The organism is Kitasatospora sp. NPDC036755 (assembly GCF_040636595.1).
Taxonomy (GTDB): Bacteria; Actinomycetota; Actinomycetes; order Streptomycetales; family Streptomycetaceae; genus Kitasatospora.
In genome coordinates this window covers 1-16,790 of sequence record NZ_JBEZUT010000025.1, presented here as the reverse complement: position 1 = coordinate 16,790, position 16,790 = coordinate 1, and the positions used below count along the sequence as shown (strand labels likewise).

The window sequence follows — 16,790 nt, the reverse complement described above, 5'->3', positions numbered from 1 at the left end:
CGTGGCGGGTCCATGGATTTCACAGTTCGTCCGTACACGGCAAGGATTGACAGTCGCGGCCTATCGGGCGTCCGGCGCCGGGTGTCGCGAATTCGACCGTCCGCGGGCTCGGGGCATCGCCGCAGGTGGCGGGCGCTTCAGCCGGCCGGCCGGCGAAGGAGCTCCGCCAGTCCGTCCGCCAGGCCGCCGCGCCAACAGGCGTAGTCGTGGCCGCCGTTGAACTCGCGGTAGGAGAGGTCGTAGCCGCGTGCGGTCAGCACGTCGCGCAGGTGGCGGTTCTGGCTGAGAAGCATCCACTCCTGGAGGCCGACCTCGATCCAGAAGCGGGCCGGGCGCCGTTCCTCGGCGGCGAAGCGGCGGGTGAGCCATTCGCTGCCCTCGTCGAACTCGGTCTCGTCGGGCCACCAGAAGGAGCCGGACTGGGAGAGGGCGTTGCCGAAGCGCTCCGGGCGGCGGTAGGCGGCGTAGGCGGCGGTGAGGCCGCCCGCGCTCTGGCCCGCGATCACGGTGGCGGCCGGGTCGGTGCTCGCGCCGAACTCCGCCGCGGCCCAGGGGAGGAGGCGGTCGGCGAGGAGGTCGACGAAGGCCGGGTTGCAGCTGAGGTCGTCCGGTCGCTCCGGCCCCAGGGTGTGCACCAGCAGTGCGACGGTGGGCGGGATCTCGCCGTCGGCCGTGAGGTTGTCGAGGGTGTCGCCGACGGACAGCACCTCGCCCCACATCTCGCCGTCCAGCAGCACCGCGACCGGGTACGGGCCCCGGCCGGGATCGTGCCCCGCCGGGAGGTGGACGTCGACCCGTCGCCCGGCCACGGTGCGGGCGAGCGTGCGCCCGCGCGGCACGTCCTCGCGCCGCGCCACGTACGGCTGTGCGGGCGCGCCGGGCAGGCTGAGCACCGAGGAGGGGTGGCGGCCGCCGCGGGCGGGCAGCCGGGGCTCGGTGTCGTGCGGGTCGGGGAGGGCGCGGTCGAGGACGCGCAGCCAGTCGGGGCGGGTCGTGCCGGGGGCCTCGCCGCGGAACGGGTACAGCTGGTAGGAGGCGCGGTGGTCGGCGCGCAGCCGGTAGGTGATCGCCCATGTCCCGTCCTCCCGGCGGGACATCAGGTGGGGTGTCAGGTCCCCGGCATGGCGGTCCTTGTCGGTGACGGTGTGCAGCAGTGCGAGCACGCCGTCGCAGTCGGCGTCCCGGTGGGTGAGGGTGACGAGGCGGTAGGCGGGGTCGTCGGGGTCGAGGGCGACGAGCGGGGTTTCCACAGCAGTGACTCCAAAAGGCCTAAGCGGGGCTGCCCTTGCGGCCGAGCAGCACCCAGAGCAGGAACGGGCCGCCGAGGATGGTGGTGACGATGCCGACGGGGATCTCCACCCCGGCGAACAGCACCCGTCCCAGCGTGTCGGCGAGCACGACGAGCAGGGCGCCGGTCAGTGCCGAGCCGAGCACCGGCACCCGGGCGGGTCCGGCCAGCCGCCCGGCGATCACGGGGGCGGCCAGCGCCACGAACCCGACCGGCCCGCAGATGCCTACGGCCAGTCCGGCCAGGGCGACGGCCAGCAGCAGGCAGGCGAGCCGGACCCGGCCCGGGTCGACGCCGAGCGCGGAGGCGACGTTGTCGTCGAAGCGCAGCACCGCCAGCCGTCGGGCCACCACCAGCGCGAGCGGCACCAGCACCGCCAGTCCGATCAGGACGGGCGTGGCGACGGCGAGGTCCCGTCCGTTGAGGCTGCCGTTGGTCCAGATGTACAGCGAGCCGGCCGAGTTGAGCGAGCGCCGGGCCATCGCGACCTGGATGACGGCGGAGGCGAGCGCCGACATGGCGAGCCCGACCACCAGCACCCGGTAGCCGCGCGCGCCGAGCCCGCCGGAGGCCAGGGTGACGACCAGGACGGCGACCAGCGCGCCGAGCGGTCCGGCCCACCAGGCGCCGAAGGTGCCCGCGGCGCTGGCGGAGATCAGGACGGCGGCCGTCGCGCCGTCGTTGACGCCGAGGAGTTCGGGGGTGGCCAGGCGGTTGCGGGCGAGGGTCTGGGTGAGGCAGCCGGCCAGGCCGAGGGCGGCCCCGGCGGCCAGCCCGGCGACGATCCGGCCGAGCCGGAACTTCTGCACCAGCAGTACGTCCAGCCGGTCGCCGTAGCCGAACACCGCCTGGAAGGTCCGGGTGAGGTCGAGTTCGCTCTGGCCGGCGTGCGCCGAGACCACGACGGCGGCCAGCAGGGCGGCGGCCAGGCCGAGCGAGGCGAGCAGGGCGCGGTGCGGCAGCAGCAGCGACCAGGCGCCGTAGCGCAGCTTCACGTCCGGCTTGGGCGGGGCCGGTTCGCCGCGGCGCCGGCCGGCCGGCGCGGACTCGGTCGGATCGCCCATGGCCAGGGCGGCGGAGCGCCGGGAGCGGACGATCGCGATCAGGGCGGGGGCCCCGATCAGTGCGACGATCACCGACACCGGTGCCTCGAAGGGGCGGGCCACCACGCGGGCGAGCACGTCCGAGGCGGTCAGTACGGCGGCGCCGAACAGCGCGGCGAGCACGGTGAGCCGGCCGACCCGGGGGCCGGCGACGGTGCGGGCGAGGAAGCCGGAGAGCAGCCCGAGGAAGGCGACCGGCCCGGCGAGGGCGACCGCCGAAGCGGTCAGCAGGGTGACAGCGACGGCGACGGCGGACCGGATGGCGCCGGGCCGGTGGCCGAGGCCGCGGGCGAGGTCGTCGCCGAGTGCGAGCGCGGTCAGCGGCCGGGTGGTGAGGGCGGCGAGCAGGAACCCGGCGCCGAGCACGGGGGCGAGCTGACGCAGTGTCGTCCAGCCCTCCACCCCGGCCAGCGAGCCGAGCACCCAGACCCGGTACCGCTCGTACGCCTCGGGGGAGTTGACGATGAGGACGTCGGTGAGGCCGCGGAAGATCGCCGCGACCGCGGAGCCGGCGAGCACCAGGCGCATCGGCGAGCCGCCGCCCCGGGTGCTCGCGACCAGCAGCACCACGGTGCTGGCGAGCACCGCGCCGCCGAAGGCGAAGGCGAGGTAGCCGAAGGAGGTCTGTACGCCGAGCACGGCGATGCCGACCACGACGCCGAGCGAGGCGCCGGCGTTGACGCCGAGCAGGCCGGTCTCGGCGAGCGGGTTGCGGGTGACGGACTGCAGCTGCGCCCCGGCGACGCCGAGCGCGGCGCCGACCAGCAGGGCGGTGAGGGTGCGGGGAAGTCGCAGGTCGCCGACGACCAGTGCGAGCCGGCTGTCGGCGCGGGCGCCGTGGCGGTCGAGCAGGTAGTCCAGCACCTGTCCGGGGCCGACCTCTCCGGCGCCGACGGACAGTGAGAGGGCGGCGAGGGCGAGCAGGAGCACCACGACGGCGGTGACGGCAGGCCAGGTCGGGCGGGCCCCCTCGGGCGGGCGGCCGCGCCGGCCCGGTGGCGGCGTGTCCGGCGCGGTGGCGGGGGGCGCCGTGGGGACGCCGGCTTGCGACAATGTCATAAGGTAAGGCTAACCTAATGGCCGAGCCCGTCCCGCGGGGCACCCCCGTCCCGCCGAGTTGTCCGGACGCCGCTCAACTCCAGTACCACCATTGCCCGGAGGCACCCATGCCGTTCGCCCGTCGCCCGCTCAGCCCCGTCCGCCGCCGTGCGGCCCAGGCGCTGGCCGTCACCGGGGCGGCCGCGCTCCTGCTCACCGGCTGCGGCTCCTCCGGCTCCTCGTCCTCCGGCTCGTCCGCGGCCGCCTCCCCGGCGGCGGACGCCGGCAAGGGCGGCAGCGGCGACAAGCGGACCGTCAAGGACGCCACCGGCAAGGCCGTCGAGGTCCCCGCCGAGCCCAAGCGGATCGTCACCCTCACCCAGGAGGACCTGGACGCGGTGCTCGCCCTCGGCGTCAAGCCGGTCGGCATCACCAACGGCCAGGGGCTGGCCGAGCCGCCCGCCTACCTCAAGGACAAGGTGCAGGGCGTGCCGGTGGTCGGCAACCTGCTCCAGCCCGTGATGGACAAGGTGATCGCCGCCAAGCCCGACCTGATCCTGGCCGGCGACATGCAGGACGAGCAGGTGCTCAAGCAGCTGCGCGAGATCACCCCCGCCACGCTGGTCACCATGGCGCCGACCGACGACTGGAAGCTCGCCTTCCGGGGCATCGGCAACGCCGTCAACAAGCTGGACCAGGCCAACAAGGTGATCGGCGACTACGAGGCCAAGGCCGCCAAGGCGGGCGGCGAGCTCACCAAGAACAAGGGCGCCGCCGTCTCCATCGTGCGCTGGAACCCGGCCGGCCCGAGCTGGATGGAGAAGAAGCAGTTCGCCGGCGGCGTCGCCCTGGACATGGGCCTGACCCGCCCGGCCGCGCAGGACAAGGACGGCAACGCGCACAGCCCGGCCCTCAGCCTGGAGAAGCTCAACGAGATCGACGGGGACTGGCTGTTCCTGTCCACCCTGACCGACGACGGCAAGGCAGCGCTCAAGGACGTCCAGTCCAAGCCCGCCTACCAGGAGCTGGGCGCCGTGAAGAACAACCACACCGTCACCGTGGACGGTTCGGTCTGGTCCACCCGGGGCGGCCCGCTCGCCGCCGACGTCGTCATCGGCGACTTCTCCAAGGCGCTGGGCGGCAGCTGAGCGCGCGCCGGTCGAGGGGGAGACAGCCATGGAGTTGACGATCGAGGGTCTCAGCGCCGGCTACGGGCCGGGGCGCCCGGTGCTCGGCGGCGTCGACCTCACCGTCCCGGCCGGGCAGGTGGTGGCGGTGGTCGGCCCGAACGGCTGCGGGAAGTCCACCCTGCTGCGGTCCGTCGCGAGGCTGCACCGGCCGGACGGCGGGCGGGTCCTGGTCGGCGGCGAGGACGTGTGGCGGCTGCGCCCGCGCCAGGCCGCCCACCGGATCGCCCTGCTGCCGCAGAGCCCGCAGGCCCCGGAGGCGGTGACCGTCACCGGGCTCGTCCGCTACGGCCGCCACCCGCACCAGGGGCTGTTCCGCCAGTGGTCGGCCGAGGACGAGCGGCTGACCGCCGAGGCGCTGCGCGCCACCGGGGTGGAGGAGCTCGCCGACCGCCGGCTGGACCGGCTCTCCGGCGGCCAGCGGCAGCGCTGCTGGCTCGCCATGGTGCTGGCCCAGGACACCCCGGTGGTCCTGCTCGACGAGCCGACCAGCGCGCTCGACCTCGGGCACGCGGTGGAGGTGCTGGAGCTGGTCCGCCGGGTCGCGGCGGGCGGGCGGACGGTGGTCATGGTGCTGCACGACCTCGCGGCGGCCGCCCGCTACGCGGACCTGCTGGTCGCACTGCGGGACGGCGCGGTGGTGGCCTGCGGGCCGCCGCGCGAGGTGGTGGACGCGCCGCTGGTGCGGGCGCTGTACGACATCGACAGCCACGTGCTCGCGGCGCCGGGCGACGGCGCGCCGGTGATCGTGCCCCGGGCACCGCTGGACTGAGCGGGCGAGGGGTCGGGGGGCGGGCGGGGCGGCTGCGTGGGGGCGGCTGCCCCGCCTTTCCTCATCTCATCGATCACTCGTTCGAGTGGTTTGAATTCGCCATGTCACGGCCCGAGTTCACCCCGCCGGTCGCGTTGTCAGTGCCCCTCGCTACGTTCCTCGCATCGCTGGTCAGCAAGGCGATCGACAGGTGTTTCCCTGGTGGGAGGAGTACGGCCGTGGCATGGGTGGAGACGGGCGCGGGAGGATACCGCGTCACGCTCGACGGGGAGGGCAGGGTGGTGTGCCGCAACGCGGCGGGCCGCGACCTCAAGTCCCTGCCGTCGAAGCTCGGTGACGACCCGGTGGTCACCCAGCTCAAGCAGCTCGCCGAGTGGCTGGCCGCGCACGAGCGCGGCTGCCTGGACGACGTCGAGCGCTGGATGGTCCGCTCGCTGCCGGTGCCCGCCGCCGTGCTCACCGCCGTGTGGCCGGACGAGGCCTGGCAGCGCGTCCTGAAGGACCTCGTGGTCACCGCCACGGACGGCTCCGTCGCCGGCTTCCTGCGCGGCGCCGACGCCGAGCGCGGCCTCGGCCTCGTCGACCTGGACGGCGACACCGTGCGCCTCACCGACGGCGAGGTGCTGATACCGCACCCCGTCCTCCTCCACGACCTCGAAGAGCTGCGCGAGTTCGCCGTCGAGCTGGGCGTCTCCCAGCGCGTCCAGCAGCTCTACCGCGAGGTCTGGCACCGGCCCGCCGAGCCGCAGGCCGGCACCGAGGTCACCACCTACGCCGGCGGCCGCTACCGGGAGCTGCGCGAGCTGGTCGGGCGCTGCAGCAGGCTCGGCGTCCGGGTCCGCGGCGGCTCCGCCGTCCAGCCCGTCACCGAGGGCGGCCGCACCGTCGAGGCCCGGGTCTGGGTCGGCGACTACTACGAGTACGACGAGTGCGAGACCGGCGCGCTCAGCTGGGCCGGCCCCGACGGCCGCGTCCTGCCGCTCACCGAGGTCGGACCGGTCGCCTGGTCCGAGGGCATGCGGATGGCCGCCGCCCTGCACGCCGGCCGCACGATCCAGGGGGACGAGACCGCATGACCAGCACCGTGAACCCGACCATCGCGGGCCGAACCGCCGCCACGCCCGAGCAACTGCTCGACGCCGGAGCCGTGCTCCCGTCCGGCACCCTGCCCGACGCCGGCCGCCCCGACAGCGCCGCCGACGTGCTCACCGCCCGCGGCTACACCCACCCCGCGCTCGACGGCCGCCGGATCGTCCGGCTCGTGCCCGGCGCGCTCGGCCCCGCCGAGGACCTCGCCCTCGACTTCCTCGGCCTGGCCCCCGAGGCCTCGCCCGCCGAGGTCGGCCAGGTCCGCCAGGAGGCGCTCGGCTTCCCCGCCTGGGCGCTGGTGCACGACCCGGCCAACGGCCACCACGCGCTCGCCCTGGTCAAGGAGATGGAGCGGCTCAACCGCCAGGCCGCCTCCAAGCCCGGCGCCGCCAAGGACGGCTTCGACGAACTGGCCGTCCGCCTGGGCCGGGCCGTCCCGCACTTCCTGCCCACCTTCTGCGAGGAGGTCGGCCGGATCTTCCTGCGCCACGAGAACCAGACCTACGCCGCCGCCTGGTTCGGCAAGGCCCGGGACGCCGAGCGCACCCACGGCCTGACGGTGGACGAGGAGCGGCTGCGCGCCGTCTTCCTGGAGTTCGCACTGGCCGGCGCGCTCACCGTCAAGTCCCTGCGCCAGTACGTCAAGGAGCTCGCCCAGCGGCTCGACCCGCTGACGGCCTGGCAGCGCTTCCGTCAGCTGTGCACCGAGCGCTCCGCCGCCGGGATGGCCCCGTACGCCGGTGTCGCCGAGGACGCCCGCGCGCTGGTCAAGGCCGCCGGGCTGGACCGCGCCGAGCATGAACGGGCGCTGCTCGCCGAACTGCTGGACTCCCCGTCGGTCAACCGGGCACCGGCGGCGTTCTGGAAGTCCTGGCACGGCGCGCTGGTCGAACTCGGCCGCGACGACCGGGCCGTCCGCACCCGGCTGCTGGAGCTGCTGCCCGACCCGGCCTCCTCCGACCCGGCCGCGCACGACACCGCCTGGCTGGCGCTGCTCGCCGAGACCGGCGCCGAGGAACTCCTCACCGGCCCCCGCGCCGAGGGCGCCGAGCCCGCCGCCGCCTGGCTCCAGCGCTGGTGCAACCACCTCGGCCGCGGCTGGCGCAGCCGGCCCGGCTGCCCGGCCACCCTCGCGCTGGCCGGCCGGATGGTCGAGCGGCTGAAGGCCGACGCCGTCCCCGTCGACCTCCACACCGGTATCCGCGGCAGCTACACCCGGATCGACCTGCTGGACCTGCTGCTGACCGCGGGCGTGCCGGTGGCCGACCCGCCGGAGAGCCTCACCTTCGACCTGCGCGACTGGGCCGGCCAGTGCGGCCCCGACGGCCCCACCCTGGCCGCCGTCGCCGCCGACGAGCGCTACCGGCCCCTGCTGCGCCGCGCCGCCCCGCCCGCCTGGGAGACGGCCGTCAAACGGCAGGTGCCCGCCCTGCCGGTGCTGAACGAACTGTTCGCCGAATGGGCCGAGGAGCGCACGCGGGAGCTGTCCGCCGCGCGCGGCCTGGCCGGCGCCGCCGACCTGGTCCGCTCGATCAGCCAGTACCGCGAGGCCGTCCGGGCGGTCGCCCCGGCCTCCGCCGAGCGGATCGCCGCCCTCGACGTCACCACGCTGCTCACCGACGCCCTCCGGGCCGGCATCCTGGACGAGCTCGGCTGGCCCGCCCTGGAGGAGGCGCTCGGCCGGCTCGCCGACCCGCCCGCCGCCGACGCCCCCCGGCACCCCGTCCCCAGCCTGGGCGGCGCGGGCCTGAAGGGCCTGATCGTCGAGGACGCCTGGCCGCACCTGATCCTCTCCCGCCTCGACCGGGCCGTCGTGGTCGGCCCCGAGGGCATCGTGCTGGAGCGCACCCTCCGGCTGCCCGAGCAACTGCACCAGCGCAACCGGCTCCGGCTGCGCCTCGTCGACGGCGAACTGCTGGTCGTCTGGTCCCACGAGGGCAAGCAGCTCGCCTACTGGTCGAGCCGCCCGGACGAGCAGTTCGAGCTGGAGGGCGAGACCATCGCCGGCTACCACTACGGCGACCGCGAGCCCGAGCCGCCGTCCCTCCAACTGCCCGGCGGCGGCCGCACCACCGGCGAGCGCCCGCTGCACGCCGGCGACACCCGGATGCCCGCCGAACACCCCGTCCTCGGCGACGGCACCGGCTACTGGACGCTGCGCCACGCCTCCGACGGCGAGGCCGTCCTGCGCGAACTCGACCCGGCCACCGGCACCCTGGGCCGCACGTCCGAACCGCCGGTGATCGCCGCCACCGCCGGATCCGGCCGGCTGCTGCGGAGCAGCACCTGGCTGCTGCCGCTCCAGCCCGGCCTGGAAGGGACCCCGCTCGGCACCGACGGCACCGTGCTCGGCAGCTGGACGAGGGTCGAGCCCGGAAAGGCCGTCACCACCTTCACGGCCGACGGGCAGCGCATCGTGCTGCCGCTGACCGGGCACCGCGCGGACACCGTCCCGGTGGGCCGGCTCGCCCTGCCCGGCGCGGGCGCCCCGGTCGTCAGCCACACCTCCGGCGACCACTTCTCGCTCAACCTGCCCGAGCTCACCGGCCGCACTGACCGCACCGTCGTGCTGCGCCCCTGCCGGTCCGGCGAACTCGCCGCCGCCGGAACCCCGCTCGTCCCGCCGTACCCGCACTGGCACGCCCTTCGCCCGCGCGACGAGGCCGGCTCGAAGGTGCTGCGCACCGTCACCGCCGAGCAGGCCGCCCGGCTGATCGACGCCGCCTGGCCGGTCGACACCGAGCCCGTCCCCGAGGGCGAGCAGTGCTGGCTCACCGTCCAGGGCGTGCGCCGCCCGCTCGCCCGGCACGGCTCGGCGCACCGCGTCCTGCCCGTCCCGGCGGTCGGCGGGATCCTGCCCGGCATCGCGCACCCCCGGCTGCTGGCCGGCGTCGCCGGGCTCGCCCGCACCGCCGCGGACCTGCTCGACCAGGTCGCCCGCTTCCTCCCGCAGCCGGAGGCCGAGCGCCCGAGCGAGGCGAAGAGCACCACGTGGCAGCCCGACCACGGGCGGGACCACGAACTGCGCGACGCCGTGCGCGCCGTGCTGCCCGAGAGCGACGGCTTCGGCAACAACTGGGGCTCGTCCGAGCAGTGGGCGGTGCTCAACAACCTGCGCACCGTCAGCGCCGTCCTGGCCGACCCGCCGGCCGCGGAGGGCGAGGGCTGGACCACCCCCACCACCGTCACCCTGCGCACCGGCGAGGTCCACCACGGCTGGCTCGGCCTGCTCGGCCGCCTGCACGCCCTCGCCTACGCGGTGGCCGCGCCGTACACCGAGCCCGCCCACCGGTCCTCGCTGGTCCTGCTGCTCGGCGAACTGTCCAAGGGCCCGCTGGCCGACCGCGGCGCCACCCTGCGCGAGGTCGTCCTCGCCGAACAGGTCCCGTTGGCCGCCAACGCCGGCTCCGGGCGGCCGGTCCCCCGCCGCGGGGGCGAGGTGCTGCGGCACGGCGACCGAACCGTCGTCATCCTCGCCCACCAGCGGCAGTACACCGACGGCGTGGTGCACTGGCTCGCCGTCGACCACGACCCGAGCGGGGAGTTCGGGCCCGTCGCGCACTTCACCACCGTCAGGGAGCGCGGCACCGAGGAGCGGATCGACGCTGCCTGGGTCGCCAAGTTCTGGCGGGTCGCCGCGCTGCGCGGCACCACGCCGTGGTCCCCGGACCAGGCCGAGGCCTTCAGCGTGCTCACCGGCATCGGCACCGCCCGCTCCACCCTGCTGCTCTGCCCGCCGTCCGGCCTGCTCCACTGGAGCGACGTCGCCGCGCCGGCCGAGTTCGGGCTCAAGGCCGCCGAGTTCAAGGCGGCCCGGGCCTGGCTGCGCCGCCACGACCACACCGGTCTCGCCGCCGTGTGGGGCGCCATGCTCCCCGCCGACCCGAAGACCCTGTGGACGGACGGCCCCGACCTCGCCGCCGGGGCCGAGGAGTGGATCCGGCGCTTCGGACGCCTCGTCACCCTCCCCGAGGAGGCACTGGCCACCGTCCAGGGCGTGTCCATCGACACCGTCGAGGCGGTGCTCAACCCCGCCCACACCCCGTGGCTCACCGGCCGCACCCGCTTCCGGGCCACCGACAAGGACGGGAACGGCCCGCGGCTGGTCGCCGAGGACGGCACCGCCGTGCCGGACTCCGGCGCGCTCGCCGCCACTGTCGGCGCCCTGCGCTGGCTCGCCTACCACCTGCCCGCCGACAGCCCGCTGCGCCCGCTGCTGCCCACCGCCGCCACCGCGCTGCGCGACCGCCTGGCCGACCCGGAGCTGCTGCTCGACCTCCACGTGACCAGCACCGTCAAGAACGCGCCGCTGGCTGCCGTGCTGCGCACCCACTTCGGCCTGCCCGCCGAGGGCGGAGCCGATCCGGACGGCCTGGTCCGCTGCGGCCCCGCACTCGTCCTGGTTCCGTACCACGAGAAGTACGAGCGGATCTGGCTGCGCCCGGCCGCCCTCACCGGCCCCGACGACCCGCTGCTCGAACTGATCGACGGGCTCTGCGACGGCCACTGGTACCACACCGAGCGGGCGGCGATCGCCACCGTGCTGCGCGGCGAACCCGAGCGGCTGGCCGCCTCCGCCGCCGCGGTACCGGCCGCCGGCGAGGGCCCGGCCTGGCTGCAGAACCCGCAGCTCTCCGTCCCCGAGCTGGTCGCCGAGGTGTCCCGCACCCACGGCCTGGGCGAGGACGCGGCCACGCTCTACCTCCAACTGCTCGCCCTGCCCGACCCGACGGACCGCAACGCCGCCCGCTGGACGGGCTGGAAGCCCGCCCGGCTGAAGAAGGCCCGCGCCGAACTCGCCGCCACCGACCTGGTGCTGGAGGCCAAGCGCGCGCGGGCCGGCCGCAGCCTCTTCCTGCCCGGAGGCTGGCAGGAGGCCAAGTCCCCCGCCCTGCCGGCCGAGAGCTGGAAGGCCGCCCTGTACGAACTGCCCACCCACCGGCCCGCGCTGGTCGACCTGCCCGTCCCCGAGCTGTTCGCCCGGGCCTGGCAGCGGACGGTCGACGGCGACGCCCCCGGCTACGAAGAGCTCCAGACCAGCAAGCGCAGGAAGGCCCGTCGATGAGCACGACCACCCCCACCCCCGCCGCGGACCGGCAGACCGTCCCGCCCGAGGAGAAGTACGCCGCCGAACTGGAGTTCCTGGCCGCCCACGACAGCGGCCCCCGCCCGCCCGGCTGGCGGCTGACCCCGCGCGCCGCGGTCACCTTCGTGATGGGCAGCGGCGGCGAGAAGCTCAAGGCCGGCCGCAGGAGCCTCGTCATCGAGCCCAAGTTCGTCGGCGAGCGCGCCCTGGTCGAGCGCTGCGTCGTCACCCTCGCCGGCGAGCGCGGCCTGCTGCTCGTCGGCGAGCCCGGCACCGCCAAGTCCATGCTCTCCGAGCTGCTCGCCGCCGCCGTCTGCGGCAGCAGCGCGCTCACCGTCCAGGGCACCGCCGGCACCACCGAGGACCAGCTCAAGTACGGCTGGAACTACGCCCTGCTGCTCGCCAAGGGGCCCAGCCGCGAGGCACTCGTCCCCTCGCCGGTGCTCACCGCGATGACCACCGGCGCGGTCGCCCGGGTCGAGGAGGTCACCCGCTGCCTGCCAGAGGTGCAGGACGCCCTGGTCTCGCTGCTCTCCGAACGGCGCATCGCCGTCCCCGAACTGGCCGGCACCCCGGACGGGCAGCTGCACGCCGCGGCCGGCTTCACCCTGATCGCCACCGCCAACCTGCGGGACAAGGGCGTCAGCGAGATGTCCGCGGCACTCAAGCGGCGGTTCAACTTCGAGACGGTCGGCCCGATCGGCAGCCTCGCCGCCGAGGTCGAGCTGGTCCGCCGCCAGTCCACCGCCGCCGTGGCGCGGGCCGGCGCCGCCTACGCGGTGGACGACGCCGTCCTGGAGGCCCTGGTCACCGCCTTCCGGGACCTCCGCACCGGCCGCTCCACCGAGGGCTGGGACGTCGAACGCCCGTCCACCGTGATGAGCACCGCCGAGGCGGTGTCCGTCGCCACCTCGCTCGGCGTCAGCGCCGCCTACCTGCCCGACGGCGGGGACCTGCTCGGCCGGCTGCCCGGCCAGCTCCTCGGCGTGGTCCGCAAGGACGAGCCGTCCGACGCGGCCCGGCTGCTCGGCTACTGGGACGGCCCGGTCCGCCGCCGCGCCGAACAGGGCGCCGCCACCTGGCGCACCCTGTGGGACCTCCGCCCGGCACTGGAGGCCTGATCCGATGAGCAGCGCGGAGATCCCCCGCCCGGACGACGCGGACCGGACGGTCCGGGCCGAGGCCGACCGGCTGGCCGCCTCCGGCACCGGCCACCCCGGGCCGCACCTCATCGGGGTGCGCCACCACGCGCCGTCCCTCAGCGCGGTGATCCCCGCGCTGCTCGACGCCGCCCGGCCGGACGCCGTCCTGGTCGAGCTGCCCGCCGAGTTCCAGCCCTGGCTCGGCTGGCTCGCCGACGAGGAGACCCGGGCCCCGGTCGCCCTCGCGGCGGCCCCGGCCGGGCCCGAGGAGGCAGCCGGGCCCGCCTTCTACCCGTTCGCCGACTTCTCCCCGGAACTCGCCGCCCTGCGCTGGGCCCGGCGCAACCGGGTGGAGGCCGTCGCCTGCGACCTCCCGCTCGCCCACCGGGCCGCCCGGGCGGAGACCGGCGGGCCGGGGGAGCGCAGGCGCACCGAGGGCGCCCCGGCCGCACCCGGTGTCGCCGACGCGCTGCGCCACCGCCTCACCGGCCGGGACTCCGACGAGGACCTGTGGGACCGCCTGGTCGAGACGGCCGCACCGGGCTCCGCCCCGGAGGCCGTCCGGCGCGCCGCCCTGCTGGTCGGCTGGGCGCTGCGCCGCGACGCCGAGACGGGCGCCGGCGTCGACCCGTACGACCTGCGCCGCGAGGCCTGGATGCGGGCCCGCAACCGGGACGCCTCGGCCGGCGGGCGCCGGGTCGCCGCCGTGATCGGCGCCTTCCACGCCCCCGCCCTGCTGGACGGCCCCCTCGCCACCGAGGAGCCCCCGCACCCCGACGACCCCGGGCACGTGCTGTCCCTGATCCCCTACACCTACCCGCTGCTCGACGCCCGCTCCGGCTACCCGGCGGGCATCCGCGACCCGGAGTGGCAGCACACCGTCCTGGACGCCGGCGGAGACCCGGAACGCCTCGCCGAGGCGCTCACCGCCACCGCCGTCCGGATCTGCGCCGCCCTGCGCACCCAGGACCACCCCAGCGGCCCGGCCGACGCCCGCGAGATCGTCCGCCTGGCCGGCGACCTCGCCCGGCTGCGCGGCCACGCCGCCCCCGGCCGCGGCGAACTCGTCGAAGCGGTGCAGACCGCCCTCGCCCAGGGCGAACCCCTCGGGCGCGGCCGGGCCGTCGCCCGCGCCCTGGAACAGGTCCTGGTCGGCACCCGTACCGGCCGTCCCACCCCCGCCGCCCCGCGCAGCGGACTCGCCCCCGCCGTCGAGACGCTCCTCGACGCCCTGGGCCTCCCGAACCCCGCCGACCCCGGCCCGCGCGACCTGCGCCTCGACCCGCTGCGCAGCGACCTCGACCGCCGCCGGGAGATCCTGCTGCACCGCCTCACCGCCTGCGAGGTGCCCTACGCCGAGCCCGTCGCCACCACCGGCGCCGGCGGCACCGAAACCCTCGGCACCCGCTGGCGCCTGCACTGGACGCCCGCCACCGCCGCCATGCTCACCGTCGCCGGCACCCGGGGCGTCACCCCCGCGCAGGCCGCCGAAGGCGCCCTGCGCGCCCGCCTCACCGACCAGCCGACCCCGCGCGAGATCATCGACGGCCTCACCGCCGCGGCCTCCACCGCGCTCCCCGCCCTCGCCGAGGCCCGCCTCGCCCAACTCACCACGGTCCTCCCCGCCTCCGCGACCCTCCCCGACCTCCTCGACGCCCTGGCGCTCGTCGACCGGCTGGCCGCCGGCCACTTCCCGGGCTACGCCCCGGAGGAGGCGGTGGCCGCCGGTGCGTCCCGCACGCCGGTCCTCGCCCCGCGGGCCCTTGACGGCCCGTGCGCCGACCACCCGGCCGACCACGTCGCCGGCCGCACCCCGGCTGGTGACGGTGCCGTGGAGGGCACGGGCGGGAACGCCGGATCCGCCGCCCCCGGCTCCGGTGACGCCGCCTCGGCCGCACGGGGCGGGGGCGTTGCCGCGCCCGCGCCCGCTCCCGGCGAGCTCGGCCGGGCGGAGCGTGCGGAGGCGGGCGCGGCCGGTATGCCGGGCGCGGCCGGTTCCACGGTCGACCCCGCCCGCGCCCCGCGCGGCACCGACCCGGCCGACCCCGTCGCGGACGACGCTCCGTCGGGCCCCGGTCCCGGTCCGCTCCGCGCGCCGGAGGGCCCGCCCGTGCTCGCCGCGGCCGGGGAGGTGCTCACCGTGGCCGCCGTGCGGCAGCTGGAGGGCCTGGGCGGGTCGGACGATCCGCAGGACGCGCGGGCCCTGGTGGAGCTGGTGCGACGTGCCGACCGGCTCGGCGGGGTGCGACTGGCCCACGTGCTGGCCGAACTCGCCGAGCGGGGCAGCCCAATGGTGCGGGGCGCGGCCGGTGCGGTGCGGGTCCTGCTGGGGCAGGAGCCGGCCGACGCGCTGGGCGGCCGGGCCGCCTCGTGGGTGGACGGCGCCACCGCTCCGGAGGCGCGACAGGCACTCGGGCGGGCGCTGGTCGGTCTGCTGACGGCCGCGGAGGGGCTGTTCGACTCCGCGCCGCAGGCGCTGGAACCGCTGCTGGAGCGGGTCACCTCGCTGCCCGACGACGCCTTCCTGGACCGGCTGCCCGCGCTGCGCGGCGGCTTCGACACCCTCAGCCCCGCCGCCCGCGACCGGCTGCTCGCCCTGGTCGAGGAGCACCTGGGCACCCGGCTCGCCGCCCTGCCCGAGGAAGCCGGCCCCGCCGTGCTCGCCGGCTGGATCCGGGCGGACCTCGCGGCGCGCGCGGCTCTCGCCCGCCGCGGCCTCCTGCCCGCGACGCCACCGGATTCCGGCCCCGGCGCCCCGGCGGCCGCGGTCGCCGAGCAGCCGCCCACGGCCGGCACGGCCACCACAGCCGCCACGGCCACCGCCACGGCCACCACCACGGCCGCCACGCCCCACGCCCTCGCCCCCGCCGAACGCTGGCGGCTGCTCCTCGGCCGCCCCGGCAACGGCGGCCTGACCGCTCGCGGTGCCCGACTCGCCACCGCCCTGGACGAGTTGTACGGCAGCGGCCACGGCGAGGGCTCCGGCCCGGGCCTGGAGAGCCGGGGCGGCAGGGGCGGCCGCGAGGCCCCGTACCCCGGCGTGCGGGAGTGGGCCGAGGAACTGGAGTCGCTGTTCGGCCCCGGCGTGCGTGAGGAGGTGCTGGCCGCCGCCGTCGCGCACGGCCGCACCGACGTCCTGGAGGCGGTCGACCCGGCGGCCGTCCGCCCGTCCGTCGAGCTGCTGCGCACCGTGCTGGACCACGCGGGCGGTCTACCCGAGGCCAGGGTGGCCCGGCTGCGCCCGCTGGTGCGGCGCCTGGTGGACGAGCTGAGCCGGGAGCTGGCCACCCGGCTGCGCCCGGCGCTGACCGGGATCGCCGTGCCGCGCCCGTCCCGGCGCCCGGGCGGCGGGCTGGACCTGGACCGGACGATCCGGGCCAACCTCGCCACCGCCCGCCCCGGACCGGACGGCGGCACCCTGATCGTGCCCGAGCGCCCGGTCTTCCGGACCAGGGCGCGGCAGGCCAACGACTGGCGGCTGATCCTGGTGGTGGACGTCTCCGGGTCGATGGAAGCCTCCACCGTGTGGGCCGCTCTGACGGCCTCGATCCTGGCCGGGGTGCCCTCGCTGAGCACCCACTTCGTGGCCTTCTCCACCGAGGTCCTGGACCTCACGGAGCGGGTGGACGATCCGCTGAGCCTGCTGCTGGAGGTGAGCGTCGGCGGCGGCACCAGCATCGCGACCGGGTTGCGCTACGCCCGGGAGCTGGTGACGGTGCCGTCCCGCACGCTGATCGCGGTGGTCAGCGACTTCGAGGAGGGTGGGCCGGTCGGCGGGCTGCTGGCCCAGACCCGGGCTCTGGTGGACTCCGGCGTGCACCTGCTCGGCTGCGCGGCGCTGGACGACACCGGGACGGCCCGCTATTCGAAGGCGGTCGCGGGCCAACTGGTCGCGGCCGGAATGCCCGTGGCGGCGTTGAGCCCGCTGGAACTGGCCCGCTGGGTGGGGGAGAAGGTGCGATGAGCGCGACGGCGCGGACGAGCGACTGTGTCCGGGCGAGCAGTCGACCGCGGCTGATGACGATCAGGTGGTCCGCGACCTTGGACATCTCGGTCATCAGGTGGCTGGAGACGAGGACGGTCCG

8 protein-coding genes and 1 pseudogene are annotated in these 16,790 nt (G+C 76.5%); 6 read left to right on the top strand and 3 right to left on the bottom strand.

The genetic code is table 11. The features are described from left to right. Positions 1–137: 137 nt before the first annotated feature. Both fes and fhuB read right to left on the bottom strand, forming a co-directional pair. Positions 138–1,250 carry an enterochelin esterase gene (gene fes / locus AB0E96_RS06195; protein ID WP_359819165.1) on the bottom strand — a complete coding sequence of 371 codons (1,113 nt, stop codon included), beginning with the start codon at positions 1,248–1,250 and terminating at the stop codon, positions 138–140. A 19-nt stretch (positions 1,251–1,269) separates the two neighbouring features. Next, entirely contained in the window at positions 1,270–3,450 is a 2,181-nt protein-coding gene (gene fhuB, locus AB0E96_RS06190) for a Fe(3+)-hydroxamate ABC transporter permease FhuB (protein ID WP_359819162.1), read from the bottom strand. A gap of 107 nt (positions 3,451–3,557) precedes the next feature. Between fhuB and AB0E96_RS06185 the strand changes: the two genes are divergently transcribed. The 6 genes from AB0E96_RS06185 to AB0E96_RS06160 all read left to right on the top strand — a co-directional run bounded on the left by AB0E96_RS06185 (position 3,558) and on the right by AB0E96_RS06160 (position 16,669). Then, positions 3,558–4,577: an ABC transporter substrate-binding protein gene (locus tag AB0E96_RS06185; protein ID WP_359819159.1), complete on the top strand. Its 1,020-nt coding sequence runs from the start codon at positions 3,558–3,560 to the stop codon at positions 4,575–4,577. A gap of 28 nt (positions 4,578–4,605) precedes the next feature. After that, complete coding sequence (locus AB0E96_RS06180) at positions 4,606–5,388, top strand: ABC transporter ATP-binding protein (RefSeq protein ID WP_359819156.1); 783 nt, start codon at positions 4,606–4,608, stop codon at positions 5,386–5,388. Positions 5,389–5,615: 227 nt separating this feature from the next. After that, complete coding sequence (locus AB0E96_RS06175) at positions 5,616–6,464, top strand: DUF4132 domain-containing protein (protein ID WP_359819226.1); 849 nt, start codon at positions 5,616–5,618, stop codon at positions 6,462–6,464. Next, positions 6,461–11,542, top strand: a complete 5,082-nt coding sequence (locus AB0E96_RS06170) for a hypothetical protein (RefSeq protein ID WP_359819154.1) — start codon at positions 6,461–6,463, stop codon at positions 11,540–11,542. Before AB0E96_RS06175 ends, AB0E96_RS06170 begins: the two co-directional genes overlap by 4 nt. Beyond that, positions 11,539–12,684, top strand: a complete 1,146-nt coding sequence (locus AB0E96_RS06165; RefSeq protein WP_359819151.1) for an AAA family ATPase — start codon at positions 11,539–11,541, stop codon at positions 12,682–12,684. The genes AB0E96_RS06170 and AB0E96_RS06165 overlap by 4 nt, the downstream gene beginning before the upstream one ends. A gap of 4 nt (positions 12,685–12,688) precedes the next feature. Then, positions 12,689–16,669 (top strand): DUF5682 family protein, encoded by a 3,981-nt coding sequence (locus AB0E96_RS06160; RefSeq protein WP_359819148.1) that lies wholly within the window; start codon positions 12,689–12,691, stop codon positions 16,667–16,669. A gap of 25 nt (positions 16,670–16,694) precedes the next feature. On the opposite strand, the pseudogene AB0E96_RS06155 reads toward AB0E96_RS06160, so the two are convergent. Then, positions 16,695–16,790, bottom strand: a pseudogene (locus tag AB0E96_RS06155) (ABC transporter ATP-binding protein); the annotation flags it as partial.

Bases quoted from the DNA above. Each gene is read 5' to 3' on its own strand.
- fhuB (WP_359819162.1), bottom strand. From the start codon at position 3,450: ATGACATTGTCGCAAGCCGGCGTCCCCACGGCGCCCCCCGCCACCGCG.
- AB0E96_RS06185 (WP_359819159.1), top strand. From the start codon at position 3,558: ATGCCGTTCGCCCGTCGCCCGCTCAGCCCCGTCCGCCGCCGTGCGGCC.
- AB0E96_RS06180 (WP_359819156.1), top strand. From the start codon at position 4,606: ATGGAGTTGACGATCGAGGGTCTCAGCGCCGGCTACGGGCCGGGGCGC.
- AB0E96_RS06170 (WP_359819154.1), top strand. From the start codon at position 6,461: ATGACCAGCACCGTGAACCCGACCATCGCGGGCCGAACCGCCGCCACG.
- AB0E96_RS06165 (WP_359819151.1), top strand. From the start codon at position 11,539: ATGAGCACGACCACCCCCACCCCCGCCGCGGACCGGCAGACCGTCCCG.
- AB0E96_RS06160 (WP_359819148.1), top strand. From the start codon at position 12,689: ATGAGCAGCGCGGAGATCCCCCGCCCGGACGACGCGGACCGGACGGTC.